This is a genomic window from Streptomyces sp. NPDC019531, from assembly GCF_044903305.1.
Lineage (GTDB): Bacteria > Actinomycetota > Actinomycetes > Streptomycetales > Streptomycetaceae > Streptomyces.
The window spans coordinates 416,128-431,850 of record NZ_JBJDQL010000002.1 but is presented as its reverse complement, the minus strand read 5'-3'; the positions used below and the strand labels follow the sequence as shown (position 1 = coordinate 431,850).

Here is a 15,723-nt window from a genome sequence, read left to right as displayed (position 1 = left end):
TCCGGGGGCGGGCCACACCCATGAAGACGATGATGTCCTCCGTGAGTTCGACGACCCACTCGGTATTGCCAGGCGTAGCTGCGGGCAGTCGTGCCGCTGGGGCGGCACGGGTGGGCGCAGCGGCACCCGCCGGCGCGGCCAAGCCGGAACCCCCCCTGCCCAGCAGCAGTTCCGGGCCCTGAACACCGACTCAGCCGTCCGCTCGGGGAAACGCACCGCAGCCGTGCGCGATCCCGCACTGCAGGTCGGCCCGGCTCAGCCCAGCACCACGATTTCGTCCGCGTCGAACTCCACGCCCACCACGTCCCCGGCCCCCGGCGCGACCCGCAGCGCGCACGCGGCCTCCAACCGCGGCCCGTCGTCGGCGGGTTGCAGGTGTACGGCGACATGGGTGCCCTTGAAGGTCCGCGCGGCGACCGTGCAGCGCAGCCCCTCGTCGGCGGGGACGAGCCGGACCCCGGCGGGGCGTACGAGGAGGGTACGGAGGCCCTGAGGGGCCCCCTCAGGCACCGGGACCTTGCCCCACGCAGTCTCCGCGGCCTCGCCCGTCACCGTCCCCTCCACGACGTTCTCGAAGCCGAGGAAGCGGGCCACGAACTCGTCGGCCGGCCGCTGCCACACCTCAAGGGGCGTGCCGGACTGGGCGATCCGCCCGTCCCGCATCACCACGACCCGGTCGGCGAGCGCGAAGGCCTCGCCCTGGTCGTGGGTGACCGCGAGCACGGTGGTGCCCAACCGCCCGAACAGCTCCCGCAGTTCGACGACGAGCCGCTCCCGCAGCGAACGGTCCAGCTGCCCGAGCGGCTCGTCGAGCATCAGCAGCCGGGGCCGGGGAGCGAGCGCCCGGGCCAGCGCGACCCGCTGCTGCTCGCCACCGGAGAGCGCGGCGACGGCCCGCCGCCCGGCGCCCGGAAGCCCGACGAGGTCCAGCAACTCGCCCACCCGCTCGCCCTGCTGCGACTTCGTGGCCCCGTGCATCCGCAACCCGAAGGCCACGTTGGCGCCCACGTCCCGCTGCGGAAACAGCTGGTGGTCCTGGAACATCAGCCCGACCCCGCGCTTGTGCGCGGGCACCCCGGCCTGGTCCCGCCCGTCGAGCAACACCCGCCCCTCGTCGAGGGGTTGGAGGCCCGCCACCGCCCGCAGCAGAGTCGACTTGCCGCTCCCGCTCGGCCCGAGCACGCACACGACCTCGTGCTCGGCGACATCGAGCCCGACCCCGTCGAGGACGGCCCGCCCACCGAAGCGCACGGTCGCGTCCTGAAGGCTCAGCAGCATCTAGAACTCCCCGGTCCGGTCGGTCCGCAGCCGTTCGAGCACCAGCAGCGCCACCGCGCACACCACCATCAGGACGGTCGAAAGGGCCATCGCCTGGCCGTAGTTGAGGTCACCGGCGCGGCCGAGCAGCCGCGCCACGGCGACCGGCAGCGTCGGGTTGTCGGGCCGCGCGATGAACACCGTCGCCCCGAACTCCCCCAGCGACACGGCGAAGGCGAAACCCGCCGCGATCAGCAGCGCCCGCCGCACCATCGGCAGATCAACCTCCCGCCACACCCGCCAGGGCGAGGCTCCGAGCACCGCCGCCGCCTCCCGCAGCCGGTGGTCCACGGCACGCAGCACGGGCAGCATGGTCCGCACCACGAACGGCACCCCGACCAGCGCCTGCGCGAGCGGCACCAGCAACCAGGACTGTCTGAGGTCCAGCGGCGGCTCGTCGAGGGAGATCAGGAACCCGAAGCCGACGGTCACCGCGGACACCCCGAGCGGCAGCATCAGCAGCGCGTCGAAGCCCCGTACGAACCGCCCCGCGTCCCGCCGGGTCAACGCGGCGGCCGCGAGGCCTCCGATCACCACGGCGATGACGGTCGCGGCGAGGGCGTACTCCAGCGAGTTCCCGATCGCCTCGATCGGCGCGACGAGGAAGACCCCGCCGTCGCTGTGGGTCAGCGCCCGGTAGTAGCCGAAGTCGGGGGCGTCGAGCGACCGCTGCACCAGCACGGCGAGCGGCAGGACAAGGAGTACGGCGATGGTCGCGAGGACCCCGGCCAGCAGACCCCGCTCCCCCGCCCCGCGCGGCCGCCGGGCGGTGCCGGACGCGTCCACGAGCCGGAGCGCGGTCTCGCGGCGCCGTACGGTCCACGCGTGCAGGGCGAGGACCGCGCCCACCGCGACGAACTGGATCAGCGTGAGCACGGCGGCCGTGGACAGGTCGAAGATCTCCGAGGTCTGCCGGTAGATCTCCACTTCGAGGGTCGAGAAGGTCGGCCCGCCGAGGATCTGCACGACACCGAAGGAGGTGAAGGTGAACAGGAAGACCATCAGCGCGGCGGCGGCCACGGCGGGCGCGAGGGCGGGGAGGGTGACGGTGCGCCAGGCCTTCAGCGGGGACGCGCCCAGCATCCGCGCGGCCTGCGACTGCCGGGGGTCGAGCTGCGCCCACAGCCCGCCCACCGTCCGTACGACGACCGCGTAGTTGAAGAAGACGTGCGCGAGCAGGATCGCCCACACGGTGGTGTCAAGGCGTAGGCCCCACAGCTCGTCCAGCAGCCCACCGCGCCCGACGAGCGCCAGGAAGGCCGTACCGACGACGACCGTCGGCAGCACGAAGGGGACGGTGACCACGGCCCGCAGGATCTGCTTGCCCGGGAAGTCGAAGCGGGCGAAGACATAGGCGCCGGGGAGCGCGACCAGGAGCGTGAGCGCGGTGGAGGCGAGCGCCTGCCAGGTGGTGAACCACAGGACGTGACGGATGTCGGGCTGGGTGAGGACATCGGCGATGCGCCCGAGCTGCCAGGTCCCGTCGACTTCGAGTCCCCGTGCGACGATGGCGGCCACGGGCCAGGCGAAGAAGACGGCGAAGAACGCGACGGGCACGGCCATGAGCCCGAGCCGCGCCGCCCCGTGGTGGAAAGGCTTGCGGGGCCTTACTTCAGTACGAGTGAGGTCCACGACTTGACCCAGTCGTCACGGTTGTCGGCGATCTTCGCCGGGTCCATGGTCTCGGGATCCTTGGCCTGCGGACCGTACTTCGTGAACTCGGCCGGCACCTGGGCGCCCTCGACGACCGGGTACACGAACATGTTGAGCGGCATGTCCTGCTGGAACTCCTTGGTGAGCAGGAAGTCCAGGAACGCCTTGCCGCCCTTGGTGTTCCCGGCGTTGCTGAGCAGCCCGGCGTACTCGATCTGCCGGAAGCAGGTGCCCTCGGCGACCCCGGTGGGAGCGGTCGTCGGCTTCGGGTCGGCGTAGATCACCTCGGCGGGCGGCGAGGAGGCGTACGACACGACGAGCGGCCGGTCGGCCTTCGCCTTCTTGCCCCCCGCGGAACCGGAGAACTCCTCGTTGTAGGCCTGCTCCCAGCCGTCGACGACCTTGACGCCGTTGGCCCTGAGCTTCTTCCAGTAGCCCTGCCAGCCGTCGTCGCCGTACTTCGCGGCACTCCCGAGGAGGAAACCGAGGCCCGGCGAGGAGGTGGAGGCGTTCTCGGTGACGAGGAGGTTCTTGTAGGCGGGCTTGATCAGATCGTCGTACGACGTCGGCGGCTGGAGCTTGTGCTCGGTGAACCAGGCCTTGTCGTAGTTGACGCAGATGTCGCCGGTGTCGACGGGCGTGACCTTGTTCCCGTCGACCCGGTACCCGGCCTTGATCCGATCGGCGCCCTTCGCCTCGTACGACTGGAAGAGTCCGTTGTCGAGCGCGCGGGAGAGCAGGGTGTTGTCGACGCCGAAGAAGACGTCGCCCTGCGGATTGTCCTTGGTGAGGATGGCCTTGTTGACGGCCTGCCCGGCGTCGCCGTCCTCCAGGACCTTGACCTGGTAGCCGGACTTCTTCTCGAAGTCGGCGAGAACGCTCTTGGAGACGGCCCACGAGTCGTGGCTGACGAGCGTGACGGTCTTGGAGCCGGAGCCCTCCGAGTCGGACGAGGACGACCCGCACGCGGACAGCGTGACCAGGCCGAGGCCGACGACGGCAGCAAGAAACTTCTTGTTGTTCACGGTGATGACCGAACTTCCTACCCAGAATGACCTGGGCGAGGTTCAGAGGGTCTGCGGCTCGATTGCCGCACTCTCAGCGCTGTGGCGCTCCCCTGTCGGATATGAAGGTGTACGTACGAGCTAAAGATTACCGCTCGGTGGCCGCCAGCTGACCACAGGCCCCGTCGATCTCCTGCCCACGGGTGTCCCGGACGGTCACCGGCACACCATGGGCGGCGATGGCCTCGACGAACGCCTTCTCGTCCTCGGGCCGGGAGGCGGTCCACTTCGACCCGGGCGTCGGGTTCAGCGGGATCAGATTCACATGCACGGGCTTGCCCCTGAGCAGACGACCGAGCCGGTCACCCCGCCACGCCTGGTCATTGATGTCCCGGATCAGCGCGTACTCGATGGACAGCCGACGCCCGCTCTTCTCGACGTACTCGAACCCGGCATCCAGCACCTCGCGCACCTTCCACCGCGTGTTCACGGGGACGAGGGTGTCGCGGAGCTCGTCGTCGGGGGCGTGCAGGGAGATCGCGAGCCGGCACTTGAACCCTTCGTCGGCGAACCGATGAATGGCGGGCACGAGGCCCACGGTCGACACGGTGATTCCCCGCTGCGACAGCCCCACCCCGTCAGGCGCGGGATCGGTGAGCGCGCGAATCGCCGTGGCGACCCGCTTGTAGTTGGCGAGCGGCTCGCCCATCCCCATGAAGACGATGTTGGAGAGCCGCGCGGGGCCACCGGGCACCTCTCCGTCCCTCAGCGCCCGCATCCCGTCGACGATCTGGTGGACGATCTCGGCAGTGGACAGATTCCTGTCCAGCCCCGCCTGCCCGGTCGCACAGAAGGGACAGTTCATCCCGCACCCGGCCTGCGAGCTGATGCACATGGTCACCCGGTCCGGGTACCGCATCAGCACCGACTCCACGAGCGTCCCGTCGAACAACCGCCACAGCGTCTTGCGCGTGGTCCCCTGGTCGGTCGACAGATGCCGTACGACGGTCATCAGCTCGGGAAGCAGCGCCTCCTGGAGCTTGCCGCGCGCACCGGCGGGGATGTCGGTCCACTCCGCCGGGTCGTGCGCGTACCGCGCGAAGTAGTGCTGCGAGAGCTGCTTGGCACGAAACGGCTTCTCCCCGATCCCGGCCACGACCTCCTTGCGCTCGGCAGGAGTGAGATCGGCAAGGTGCCGCGGCGGCTTCTTGGCTCCGCGGGGGGCGACGAAAGTGAGTTCTCCGGGCTTAGGCATAGCCGTACCAGTGTCGCAGATCATTCGGGGACCAGGTCCAGAAGATCCATGGGCCCGGTGGCCGCGGCCATCGGGCCCACGACCACGAAGAAGACCCCCGCCCTGGACAGGACGGGGGCCGAAACGGCCGTACAGGAAAGGCCGTACGAGCGAGGTCAGCCGGACCCCACGAACAGCACCAGCAGCAGCCACACCACCGGAGCCGTCGGCAGAAGGGAGTCCAGGCGGTCCATGATTCCGCCGTGGCCCGGCAGCAGTGTGCCCATGTCCTTGATGCCGAGGTCCCGCTTGATCATCGACTCGCCGAGGTCGCCCAGCGTCGCGCTGCCCGCGACCGCGAGGCCCAGGAGCAGGCCCTGCCACCACGTGCCGTCGTCGATCAGGAACTCCATGCACAGCGCGCCCGCCACCATCGCGAACGCCACCGCTCCGGCCAGGCCCTCACGGGTCTTGCCGGGGCTGATGCGCGGTGCGAGCTTGTGGGTGCCGAAGCGCCAGCCGACGGCGTACGCGCCGGTGTCACTGACCACGGTCAGCAGGAGGAACATGAGGACCCGGGCCGCCCCGTCCTCCGCCGTCAGCATCATGGCGACGAACGTGGCCAGGAACGGAACGTAGAACGCGGCGAAGACGCCCGCCGTGACGTCCTTGAGGTAGCCCTCGGGCGGTTCCGTCATCCGCCAGACCAGGACCGCGAGCGCCGTGAGCGCCATGGCGACCCAGGCTCCCTCGGCCCCCCGGACGTACCCGGCGACGACCATCGCGGCCCCGCCGAGCGCCAGCGGCACGAGTGGCGCCCTGATGCCCTTGCGCTCCTGGAGCCTGCTGGTCAGCTCCCACAGGCCCACGACGACGGCGACGGCTATCACGCCGACGAACACGGCCTTGACGAAGAACAGCGAGGCGACGATCACCGCACCGAGCCCGACCCCGACTCCTATGGCCGCGCCCAGGTCCCGCCCCGCGCTCTTCTTCTGCGGCGCGGACGCCGGCTGCGAGGCGTCGGGCATGGGCTCCGGATTCTGCGTCTGCGGCGCCGCCGCAGAGGGCTGCGCCGAGCTGGTCTGGTCTCGGAACGACATCGTCCCTTCGTGGAACGTCTCCTCCCGGAACGTCTCCTCCCGGAACAAGGGGCCGCTCAGCCGAGCGGCCCCCCGGTCGTCGCCGTATCGGGGTACGGCGGGTCCGTCGGGCACGATGGGCACGGGGCGGGTGTGCTGCGCTTCATGCGCATCGTACGCGGGACCCGCCGGGGCAGCCCCCTGGACGGGCCCCTGGTCGGACGGCCTCCAGTACCCGGCGTGTGGCGGCGTCGCCCAGGAAGAGTCGTTCATCAGACCTCGAGCAGCTCCGCTTCCTTGTGCTTCAGGAGCTCGTCCACCTGGGCGACGTACTTGTGCGTCGCATCGTCGAGCTCCTTCTCCGCACGGCGGCCCTCGTCCTCGCCGACCTCGCCGTCCTTGACGAGCTTGTCGATCGCATCCTTGGCCTTGCGGCGGACCGAGCGGATGGACACGCGCGAGTCCTCGGCCTTGCTCTTGGCGACCTTGATGTAGTCGCGGCGGCGCTCCTCGGTGAGCTCGGGGAACACCACTCGGATGATGTTGCCGTCGTTGCTCGGGTTGACGCCGAGGTCGGAGTCGCGGATCGCCTGTTCGATGTTGCGCAGGGCGGTCTTGTCGAACGGGGTCACCACGGCCATGCGCGGCTCCGGCACGGAGAACGAAGCCAGCTGGTTGATCGGCGTCGGCGCGCCGTAGTAGTCGGCCACGATCTTGTTGAACATCGCCGGGTGCGCACGACCGGTGCGGATCGCGGCGAAGTCCTCCTTGGCGACCACGACGGCCTTCTCCATCTTCTCCTCGGCTTCGAGGAGGGTCTCTTCGATCACCACTTGCTCCTGCGTGTCTTGAGTAGGCCCGGCTGCTGTTCCATGTGCGTGGGGGCGGCGGCCGGCTGCGTCGCGTCTTCTTCCTGCACGGTTCCCGACCGGCAGGACATTGTCCATCCCCCGGTCAGGGACCGGGGGCATCTGCGGTCAGTCCCTGCTGCCCTGCTCACCCACGAGCGTGCCGATCTTCTCACCCTTGACGGCGCGAGCGATATTGCCCTCCGCCAGGAGCTCGAAGACCAGGATCGGGAGCTTGTTGTCACGGCACAGCGTGACGGCCGTGGCGTCGGCGACCTTCAGGTCACGGGTGATGACCTCTCCGTACCCGAGCGAGTCGAACTTGACCGCGTCGGGGTTGGTCTTCGGATCGGAGTCGTAGACCCCGTCCACGCCGTTCTTGCCCATCAGAAGCGCCTCGGCGTCGATCTCCAGGGCGCGCTGGGCGGCGGTGGTGTCGGTGGAGAAGTACGGCATGCCCATACCGGCGCCGAAGATGACCACGCGGCCCTTCTCCAGGTGGCGCACGGCGCGCAGCGGGATGTACGGCTCGGCGACCTGGCCCATGGTGATGGCGGTCTGCACCCGGCTGTCGATGCCCTCCTTCTCCAGGAAGTCCTGGAGGGCGAGGCAGTTCATCACGGTGCCGAGCATGCCCATGTAGTCCGAGCGGGCCCGGTCCATGCCGCGCTGCTGGAGCTCGGCGCCACGGAAGAAGTTGCCGCCACCGATGACTACGGCGATCTCGGAGCCGTCCCGGACGACGGCGGCGATCTCACGGGCGATCTTGTGCACCACGTCGGGGTCCACACCCAGGCCCCCGCCACCGGCGAACGCCTCTCCGGACAGCTTCAGCAGAAACCGGCCGCGTACTTTGCCGTCGTCGCTCTTCTGGGGCTTCGTGGTCATGGCGTTCTCCTAGTGGTGCACATACGAAGAAGGCCATTGCCGGTGGGAACTGGTTCGCATCCCATGCGCGGCAATGGCCTCCTCGTCAGATCTGCTGCCCGTCACGCACGCGTGTGTGACGGCGTACGCGGACTGTTCCCGACCCTATCGGGGTCGGGACCGTGTCGCGGTACGGACTCAGATGCCGACCTTGATGCGCGTGAAGCGCTTCAGGGTGACACCGGCCTCGTCCAGGACCTTCTGGACCGACTTCTTGTTGTCGAGCGCGTACGGCTGACCGAGCAGTGTGGCGTCCTTGAAGAAGCCGTTGAGACGACCCTCGACGATCTTCGGCAGGGCGGCCTCGGGCTTGCCCTCGGCGCGGGTGGTCTCCTCGGCGACGCGACGCTCGGACTCGACGACCTCGGCCGGCACGTCCTCCTTGGAGAGGTACTTCGGCGCGAAGGCGGCGATGTGCTGCGCGATACCGCGGGCGACCTCGGCGTTCGGCTTGTCCAGCTCGACGAGGACACCGATCTGCGGGGGCAGGTCGGGCATCGTGCGGTGCATGTACGCGGTCACGAAGCCGTCGGCGAACTGCGCGAAGCGGTCCAGGACGATCTTCTCGCCGAGGTTGGCGTTGGCCTCGTCCACGAACGCCTGGACGGTCTTGCCGGCCTCGATCTCGGAGGCGAGCAGGGCCTCCAGGTCGGCCGGGGAGGTCGCGGCGACGTGCTGCGCGATCTGGTTGGCGACGGCCTGGAACTTCTCGCCCTTGGCGACGAAGTCCGTCTCGCACTTCAGCTCGACGAGGACGCCGGAGGAGTTGTCGTCGGCGATGATGGAGACCACGGCGCCGTTCTCGGCGGAGCGGCCCTCGCGCTTGGCGACGCCCTTCTGGCCCTTGATCCGGAGCGCTTCGACGGCCTTCTCGACGTCGCCCTCGGCCTCGTCCAGTGCCTTCTTGCAGTCCATCATGCCGGCGCCCGTGAGCTCACGGAGCTTCTTGACGTCGGCGGCGGTGTAGTTCGCCATGAGTCTGTGAATCTTTCTGGAAGTCTGGAAGATCGAAGATCTACGGGGTCTACGGCCCCCATATAGCCCGGGGCCGCCGACTCTCCGCTGACCTACGGGTGAACGGCGGGAGCGGAGTTGATGCCCCCGCTCCCGCCGTCACCCCTGACGCTGACGGATCAGGCCTGCTCGGCGTCCGCGGCCGGAGCGGCCTCGGCGGCGGGAGCCTCGGCCTCAGCCGCGGGGGCCTCCTCGGCAGCCGGAGCCTCGGCCGCGGGGGCCTCTTCGGCGGCCGGAGCCTCAGCCTCAGCGGCCGGGGCTGCCTCGGCGGGAGCCTCCTCGGCCTTCTTCTCGCCGCCCTCGAGCAGGTCGCGCTCCCACTCGGCGAGCGGCTCGCCCGCGGCCTTCTCACCCTTGTCACCGGTGGCGACGCGCGAGCGGGAGATGAGACCCTCGGCGACGGCGTCGGCGATCACGCGGGTGAGCAGGGTGACGGAGCGGATCGCGTCGTCGTTGCCCGGGATCTTGTAGTCGACCTCGTCGGGGTCGCAGTTGGTGTCGAGGATGGCGACGACCGGGATGTTGAGCTTCCGGGCCTCACCGACCGCGATGTGCTCCTTCTTGGTGTCCACGATCCAGACGGCGCTGGGAACCTTGGACATCTCGCGGATACCGCCGAGGGTCTTCTCCAGCTTGGCCTTCTCGCGCGAGAGCACGAGAAGCTCCTTCTTGGTCAGACCGGACGCGGCGACGTCCTCGAAGTCGATCTGCTCAAGCTCCTTGAGGCGCTGCAGACGCTTGTAGACGGTCGAGAAGTTGGTGAGCATGCCGCCCAGCCAGCGCTGGTTGACGAAGGGCATGCCGACGCGGGTGGCCTGCTCGGCGATGGCCTCCTGCGCCTGCTTCTTCGTGCCGACGAACATGACCGTGCCGCCGTGGGCGACGGTCTCCTTGACGAACTCGTAGGCGCGGTCGATGTACGACAGCGACTGGAGCAGGTCGATGATGTAGATGCCGTTGCGCTCCGTGAAGATGAACCGCTTCATCTTCGGGTTCCAACGACGGGTCTGGTGACCGAAGTGGACGCCGCTTTCCAGCAGCTCCCGCATCGTGACGACGGCCATGGCCGTTCTCCTTGGTGTTCTCGGTTGTACCGCGGGTACCGGAGGCACCCACGCCTGACGCCCGCGACGCGCCTTGCCACAAGGACCGAGAGGCGCTGACACCGACCGCATGGCGGCCTGGTGTCGGGGCGTGCGAAGTCGACCCGGTGACCCGGATCGCCAGAAGAAGTGTACGGGACCCGGGAGGCACCGGGTGACGCCGCTGTCCACAACCGGGCGGTAGTCCACAGGTCCCGGCCATGATCGGTGCGGGTGCGGGACGGTTTCCGCATGCGAGCGAAGCGATGCGGTACGTGGCTGGTGGTGGGGTTCCTGTGGGCACTCCCGGTGACCATGCCCGTACGCCCCCCGGTCCCCCTCACCCCCGCGGCCACGGACACCTCGGTCCCGGCGCTCGCCCGGACCTGGCCCGTGGGCACCCGACCCGCGGTCCTCCGCGGCTGGGAACCTCCGGCGACGGTGTACGGCCGCGGCCACCGGGGCGTGGACCTGGCAGCGTCTCCCGGAACCCCGGTACAAGCGGTGGCAGCGGGCCGGGTGTCCTTCGCGGGGCGAGTGGCGGGAAAGGGGGTGGTCTCGCTGGGACTGACAGGAACAGATCTCCGAACCACCTACGAGCCGGTGACGGCATCGGTGAAGAGGGGCGACGAGGTGGAGGCCGGCGACGTAGTGGGCACGGTGGAGCCGACGGGCTCACACTGCACGACCACGTGCGTGCACTGGGGCTTGCTGAGAGGCGACACCTACCTGGACCCGCTGTCCCTGCTCCCACCGTGGCTACTGCGCAGGGGCCCGTCGAGACTCCTCCCGGTTCTGGGCGTCCCCCTGCCGTAGCTACGAGCAATCGCGCCCGCGGCTGCTACGCGGGGGCATCGAGACTCATCCGCCGTAACCGCGAGCAATCGTCCCCGTGCCTACTGCGCGGCAGCCACGCCGAGACTCCTCCCCCGTAGCCCGCCGTAGTGCGGGCAGTCGTGCCGCTGGGGCGGCTCCCGACCCACAGATGCGGCACCCCGCCGGCGCGGGCGAGCGAAAACCCACCCCAACCTCAGCCCCGCACACCTCGCAAAGCCATACCCACAGCAGCCTCAGTGATCACGCCAGGCTCCTCGGCCGCCCCCAGCTCGATCCGCCGCACAGCCGCATCCACAACCCCCTGCACAAGCATCGCGGCCAGCCGGGGCTGCTCATGCCCCAGTTCCCCGAGCGCCTCGACGATCATCGCGACAAGCCCCCCGTGCGCCGCCCGGATCTTCTCCCGGGCCCCCGCGTCCAGCTCACTCGCGGAGATGGCGACCACAGCCCGGTGCCGCCGATCCCCGACGAGCGCCAACTGCTGCCGCACATACGCCTCGACCTTGCCCTCAGCCGTCGACGCCCGCTCCATCGCCGCCGAAACCTCCGCGGCCCACACCGGGAAGTCGACCTCGCACAGCTCCTCGACCACGGCGGCCCGCGACCGGAAGTACTCGTACACGGACGACCGCGCAAGCCCCGTCCGCTCGGCGAGAGCCGGGAAGGTCAGCGCCTCCGTCCCACCCTCGGACAGCAACGACCGAGCCGCGTCCAGCAGGGCGGCTCGCTGCATCGACCGGTGCTCGGCCACGGAGGCCGCTCGAATCCTTGGCACGTCAACCACTCTACGGACGCACCACTCCCGACGGGAGTCACTCCACCCGACCGGCTCTCACCGAGACGACGTCCGGCCTGGTCAGCGACCGAAACTGGCCAGCTTCGCCCGCAACTGCAGCACGGATTTGGTGTGGATCTGGCTGACCCGGCTCTCGGTCACCCCGAGCACGTTGCCGATCTCGGCGAGTGTGAGCCCCTCGTAGTAGTACAGCGTGACGACGGTCTTCTCCCGCTCGGGCAGCGTGTTGATGGCCCGCGCCAGGAACCGTCTGAGCTCCCGGTCCTCGGCGACCTCCACGGGGTTGTCCGCGGCGGTGTCCTCAAGGGTGTCCATGAGGCTGAGCCGGTCCCCGCTCTCACCGCCGACATGCAGCAGCTCCTCCAGGGCCACCACGTTGGCCAGTGACAACTGGCTGAACACGGCGTGGAGTTCGTCCACGGCGATCCCCAGCTCGCCGGCGACCTCACCCTCCGAAGGCGTCCGCCGCAGCCGCGCCTCCAGAGTCGCGTAGGCCCGCTCGACGTTGCGCGCCTTCTGCCGCACGGACCTCGGGATCCAGTCCAGCGCCCGCAGTTCGTCGATCATCGCGCCCCGGATCCGGGTGATCGCGTAGGTCTCGAACTTGATCTCCCGGTCGATGTCGAACTTCTCGATCGCGTCGATGAGCCCGAAGACCCCCGAGGACACGAAGTCCGCCTGCTCGACGTTGGGCGGCAGGCCGACGCTCACCCGCCCGGCGACGTACTTCACGAGCGGTGAGTAGTGCAGGATCAGCTGCTCACGCAGCCGCTCGTCCGCCGTCGCCTTGTACGACCGCCACAGCTCGTCGAGTGTCGAGGGAGCGGGCGGCCGCGCGCTGCCACCGTCACGGGCGGCTGGGGGGATCGCCGCCGCCCGGTCGGACCCGGAGGTGTGCTGGGGCATTCGTCGCCTTGTGCCGTTCTGCCGTGAAGTACGCGATGTACGTGAAGTGCGTCGGAATCCCCGTGAGCGTAGCGTGACTGAAGAGTCGCAGTGCGCAAAGAGACTGGCGGAGTTCATACGCAGATACGTTCCGCTGGCACTCCGGAGAGTTCGCGCCGACCACTGTGCGTGATCATCAGAATGCGTCAACTGCGGGAATTCCCAAGGGCTTCGGGGTTCCCCCGGACGGCCGAACACGCTCGGTCAGCCCGGGCTCCGACCACCCCGGACGGAGATCATCGCCTGGCGTGTCAACTTCCAGCCGTCGCCGTGTCGTTCGACGTAACCAAGTGAACGGAGTTCGTACAGTCTCGCGACCGCGTCGCCCTGCGTCGTCTGAGCGCCCCGGGCGATCTCGTCCACTTGCGCTTCCCGTCGCCCCGGCAACGCGGCCAGAACTCTCCTCGCCGCCGGTTCCAGCAGGTCACGCGGCAGCACCGGTCCGCGCCGGTCCGGGGCCAGCTCGCCCATGTCGCCCACCAGTTCGACGACTTCCGCGGCATCCGTGACCAGCGTGGCGTCCCCGCGCAGCAGCTCATGCACTCCGGCGGACAGACTGCTGGTGGCCGGCCCGGGCACCCCCATCGTGTGCCGGCCCAGCCGCTGGGCCGCACGCGCGGTGACGAGCGAACCACTGCGGTGGGCGGCCTCGACGACCACGGTGCCCCGGGTGAGGGCGGCGATCACCCGGTTCCGGAGCACGAACCTGCTCGGCGTCGGATGATCGCCGGGTGCCAACTCACCGATCACCAGCCCCTGTTCCGCGATCCTGGTGATCAACTGAGTGTGACCGCGCGGGTAGGGCCGGTCGACCCCGCAGGCCAGGACGGCGACGGTGGCACCGCCGGCGCCCAGAGCACCGCGATGAGCGGCGCCGTCGACCCCGTACGCGCCGCCGGACACCACAACCCACCCCCGCTCGGCGAGCCCGGTGCCGAGGGTGGCGGCCATGTGGGCCCCGTACTCGGTACAGGCACGGGCCCCCACCAGAGCGACCGACCTGAGCGCCCACATTCGCAGGCTGGGCCGCCCCCGCACCCACAGCCCGATGGGCCGGGCGTCCCCGAGATCATCGAGCTGCCTCGGCCACTCGGCACCGCCGGGAACGACAAACCGCGCGCCGGCCTCATGAGCGTCGGCGAGATCCCTGACCGGCTCAGCCACCCGCGCCCGCTCCCGCAGCCCGTCCCACCGCTTCTCACTCACCCCCGGCAACGGCTCCCCACAGCGCCGCAACCGCGAGGCCACCTCCGCCACACCCCACTGCCGAACCCACCGCCCCACCGTCTCGTCTCCGGGCTCGACGACCCGGGCGAGGAAGACCCGGTCGAGCAGTTCCCTGTCAGGTTCGTCGCCGGTCACGTCAGCGCCCCGATCGCCATGGGGACACCCCGGGGCACCCCGGTGCGCAGTTGCAGCGCCAGGGCGACGTCCGTCGCGTCCGGACGGTCGTGTCCGACGAGGTCCGCGACCGTCCAGGCGACACGCAGAACGCGGTCCAGCCCCCGGGCGGTCAGGACGCCTCGCTCCAGATTGCGCTCGGCGTCGTCCATCGCCCCGGACACGGCATGCCAGCGGCTTCGCAGTTCCCGGCCGGGCACATCGCTGTTGGTCCGCCACGGCGTGCCGGCGAAACGGATCGCCGCCCGCTCCCTGGCGGCCCGCACCCGGTCGGCGACCACTTCGGTCGACTCGCCCCGGGCACCCCGCCGGGCGAGCTGGTCACGCGTGACCCGGTCCACCTGAACCCGCAGGTCGACCCGGTCGAGCAGCGGGCCGGAGAGCCTGGCCTGGTAGCGCCGGATCGCCGAAGGAGGGCACTCGCAGAAGTCGTCGGTCTGCGAGAAGCGGCCGCAGGGGCACGGATTCGCGGCGAGCACCATCAGGAACTTCGCCGGGAACCGTACGACCCCCGCACTTCGCGCGATCACCACGTGCCCCGCCTCCAGCGGCTGCCGCAGCGCGTCGAGGGCCCGGGTGGCGAATTCGGGTGTCTCGTCGAGAAAGAGCACCCCTCGATGCGAGAGCGACACGGCCCCGGGACGGGCGACACCGGGTCCGCCGCCGACGAGCGCCTGCATGGTCGCCGAGTGGTGCGGGGCGCAGTAGGGGGCGACGTCGATCAGGGGTTTGCCGGGCGGCAGCAGGCCCGCCACCGAGTGCACCGCCGTCACCTCCAGCGACTCCTCCCGGGTCAGCCGGGGCAGGACCGCGGGCAGCCGCTCCGCGAGCATCGTCTTGCCCGCGCCGGGCGGCCCCTCCAGGAACAGGTGATGGCCACCGGCCGCCGCGACCTCCACCGCGGTGCGCGCCGAGGTCTGACCGACGACATCGGCCAGGTCGTGCCCGTGATCCTGCTGCGCGGCACCCGCGCTGTGCATTCCGGTGGCGGCCCCCGTGCCCGGTACCCGCAGACCGGCCAGCAATGGATCGGGGCGGCCCGGCGTGTCCGGTTCCTCGTCGGGCACCGGCTCGTCGGTGAGGACCGCGATCAGCTGCCGGAGACTTCGCACGCCCAGCACGGAGATCCCGGGCACCAGCGAGGCCTCGGCGGCGGCGCACTCCGGCACCACGACCTGCTCGTAGCCGGAGTCGGCGGCGGCCAGCACCGCCGGCAGGATGCCCCGGACCGGACGGACCCGTCCGTCCAGACCCAGCTCTCCGATCATCACGATGTCGGCGAGCACCCGCGAGTCGATCCGCTCGGAGGCTCCCAGCACCGCACACGCGACGGCGAGGTCGAACCCAGAACCCGCCTTCGGCACCGACGCCGGACTCAGCCCGACCGTGAGTTTCTTCTGCGGCCATTCACCGCCTGAGTTCACGACGGCCGCCCGAACCCGGTCCCTGCTCTCCGTCAGGCTCTTGTCCGGCAACCCCACCAACGTGAACGCCGCGACCCCCGGCTCCAGATCCGCCTGGACCTCGACCACGACCCCCTCGACGCCCACCAGCGCCACCGAGCACGTACGAGCGAACCCCAT

At 70.1% G+C, this 15,723-nt stretch carries 14 protein-coding genes and 1 riboswitch; of the genes, 1 reads left to right on the top strand and 13 read right to left on the bottom strand.

The window, feature by feature from the left end; all coding sequences use genetic code 11:
* Window positions 1–255: 255 nt before the first annotated feature.
* From ACI2L1_RS04105 to rpsB, 9 genes are all read right to left on the bottom strand, one after another.
* Window positions 256–1,278: an ABC transporter ATP-binding protein gene (locus tag ACI2L1_RS04105; RefSeq protein WP_404737733.1), complete on the bottom strand. Its 1,023-nt coding sequence runs from the start codon at window positions 1,276–1,278 to the stop codon at window positions 256–258.
* On the bottom strand, window positions 1,279–2,880 hold the full coding sequence (locus tag ACI2L1_RS04100) for an ABC transporter permease (protein WP_404737732.1): 1,602 nt from the start codon (window positions 2,878–2,880) through the stop codon (window positions 1,279–1,281).
* 44 nt (window positions 2,881–2,924) lie between these two features.
* Window positions 2,925–3,995, bottom strand: coding sequence for a thiamine ABC transporter substrate binding subunit (locus ACI2L1_RS04095; protein WP_404737731.1), 1,071 nt, complete (start codon window positions 3,993–3,995; stop codon window positions 2,925–2,927).
* A riboswitch (TPP riboswitch) is annotated at window positions 3,992–4,099 on the bottom strand. Its footprint overlaps the gene before it by 4 nt.
* A gap of 23 nt (window positions 4,100–4,122) precedes the next feature.
* Window positions 4,123–5,229: a 23S rRNA (adenine(2503)-C(2))-methyltransferase RlmN gene (rlmN, locus tag ACI2L1_RS04090; RefSeq protein WP_404737730.1), complete on the bottom strand. Its 1,107-nt coding sequence runs from the start codon at window positions 5,227–5,229 to the stop codon at window positions 4,123–4,125.
* Between the two features lie 155 nt (window positions 5,230–5,384).
* Complete coding sequence (locus ACI2L1_RS04085; RefSeq protein WP_404737729.1) at window positions 5,385–6,563, bottom strand: phosphatidate cytidylyltransferase; 1,179 nt, start codon at window positions 6,561–6,563, stop codon at window positions 5,385–5,387.
* Window positions 6,563–7,120 (bottom strand): ribosome recycling factor, encoded by a 558-nt coding sequence (gene frr / locus ACI2L1_RS04080; protein ID WP_030611743.1) that lies wholly within the window; start codon window positions 7,118–7,120, stop codon window positions 6,563–6,565. The genes ACI2L1_RS04085 and frr overlap by 1 nt, the downstream gene beginning before the upstream one ends.
* Window positions 7,121–7,267: 147 nt before the next feature.
* On the bottom strand, window positions 7,268–8,026 hold the full coding sequence (gene pyrH, locus ACI2L1_RS04075; RefSeq protein WP_404737728.1) for a UMP kinase: 759 nt from the start codon (window positions 8,024–8,026) through the stop codon (window positions 7,268–7,270).
* 177 nt (window positions 8,027–8,203) lie between these two features.
* On the bottom strand, window positions 8,204–9,040 hold the full coding sequence (tsf, locus tag ACI2L1_RS04070; protein WP_404737727.1) for a translation elongation factor Ts: 837 nt from the start codon (window positions 9,038–9,040) through the stop codon (window positions 8,204–8,206).
* Window positions 9,041–9,198: 158 nt separating this feature from the next.
* The gene (gene rpsB, locus ACI2L1_RS04065; RefSeq protein WP_404737726.1) at window positions 9,199–10,143 is read right to left on the bottom strand and encodes a 30S ribosomal protein S2; all 945 of its coding nucleotides are present in this window, start codon (window positions 10,141–10,143) and stop codon (window positions 9,199–9,201) included.
* A 333-nt stretch (window positions 10,144–10,476) separates the two neighbouring features.
* Between rpsB and ACI2L1_RS04060 the strand changes: the two genes are divergently transcribed.
* Entirely contained in the window at window positions 10,477–10,977 is a 501-nt protein-coding gene (locus ACI2L1_RS04060) for a M23 family metallopeptidase (protein WP_404737760.1), read from the top strand.
* Window positions 10,978–11,191: 214 nt separating this feature from the next.
* Here the strand turns inward: ACI2L1_RS04060 and ACI2L1_RS04055 are convergent, their stop codons facing one another.
* The 4 genes from ACI2L1_RS04055 to ACI2L1_RS04040 form a co-directional block, all read right to left on the bottom strand.
* Entirely contained in the window at window positions 11,192–11,749 is a 558-nt protein-coding gene (locus ACI2L1_RS04055; protein WP_404737759.1) for a TetR/AcrR family transcriptional regulator, read from the bottom strand.
* Window positions 11,750–11,854: 105 nt separating this feature from the next.
* A complete protein-coding gene (gene whiG, locus ACI2L1_RS04050; RefSeq protein WP_404737725.1) occupies window positions 11,855–12,700 on the bottom strand; it encodes an RNA polymerase sigma factor WhiG in 846 nt (281 codons plus the stop codon).
* Window positions 12,701–12,943: 243 nt separating this feature from the next.
* On the bottom strand, window positions 12,944–14,101 hold the full coding sequence (gene dprA, locus ACI2L1_RS04045; RefSeq protein WP_404737724.1) for a DNA-processing protein DprA: 1,158 nt from the start codon (window positions 14,099–14,101) through the stop codon (window positions 12,944–12,946).
* The gene (locus ACI2L1_RS04040) at window positions 14,098–15,723 is read right to left on the bottom strand and encodes a YifB family Mg chelatase-like AAA ATPase (RefSeq protein ID WP_404737723.1); all 1,626 of its coding nucleotides are present in this window, start codon (window positions 15,721–15,723) and stop codon (window positions 14,098–14,100) included. The genes dprA and ACI2L1_RS04040 overlap by 4 nt, the downstream gene beginning before the upstream one ends.

Excerpts from the sequence above, each read along its gene's own strand:
- ACI2L1_RS04105 (WP_404737733.1), bottom strand. The coding sequence starts at position 1,278 with ATGCTGCTGAGCCTTCAGGACGCGACCGTGCGCTTCGGTGGGCGGGCC.
- ACI2L1_RS04100 (WP_404737732.1), bottom strand. The coding sequence starts at position 2,880 with ATGGCCGTGCCCGTCGCGTTCTTCGCCGTCTTCTTCGCCTGGCCCGTG.
- rlmN (WP_404737730.1), bottom strand. The coding sequence starts at position 5,229 with ATGCCTAAGCCCGGAGAACTCACTTTCGTCGCCCCCCGCGGAGCCAAG.
- ACI2L1_RS04085 (WP_404737729.1), bottom strand. The coding sequence starts at position 6,563 with ATGAACGACTCTTCCTGGGCGACGCCGCCACACGCCGGGTACTGGAGG.
- pyrH (WP_404737728.1), bottom strand. The coding sequence starts at position 8,026 with ATGACCACGAAGCCCCAGAAGAGCGACGACGGCAAAGTACGCGGCCGG.
- tsf (WP_404737727.1), bottom strand. The coding sequence starts at position 9,040 with ATGGCGAACTACACCGCCGCCGACGTCAAGAAGCTCCGTGAGCTCACG.
- rpsB (WP_404737726.1), bottom strand. The coding sequence starts at position 10,143 with ATGGCCGTCGTCACGATGCGGGAGCTGCTGGAAAGCGGCGTCCACTTC.
- ACI2L1_RS04060 (WP_404737760.1), top strand. The coding sequence starts at position 10,477 with ATGCCCGTACGCCCCCCGGTCCCCCTCACCCCCGCGGCCACGGACACC.
- whiG (WP_404737725.1), bottom strand. The coding sequence starts at position 12,700 with ATGCCCCAGCACACCTCCGGGTCCGACCGGGCGGCGGCGATCCCCCCA.
- ACI2L1_RS04040 (WP_404737723.1), bottom strand. The coding sequence starts at position 15,723 with ATGGGGTTCGCTCGTACGTGCTCGGTGGCGCTGGTGGGCGTCGAGGGG.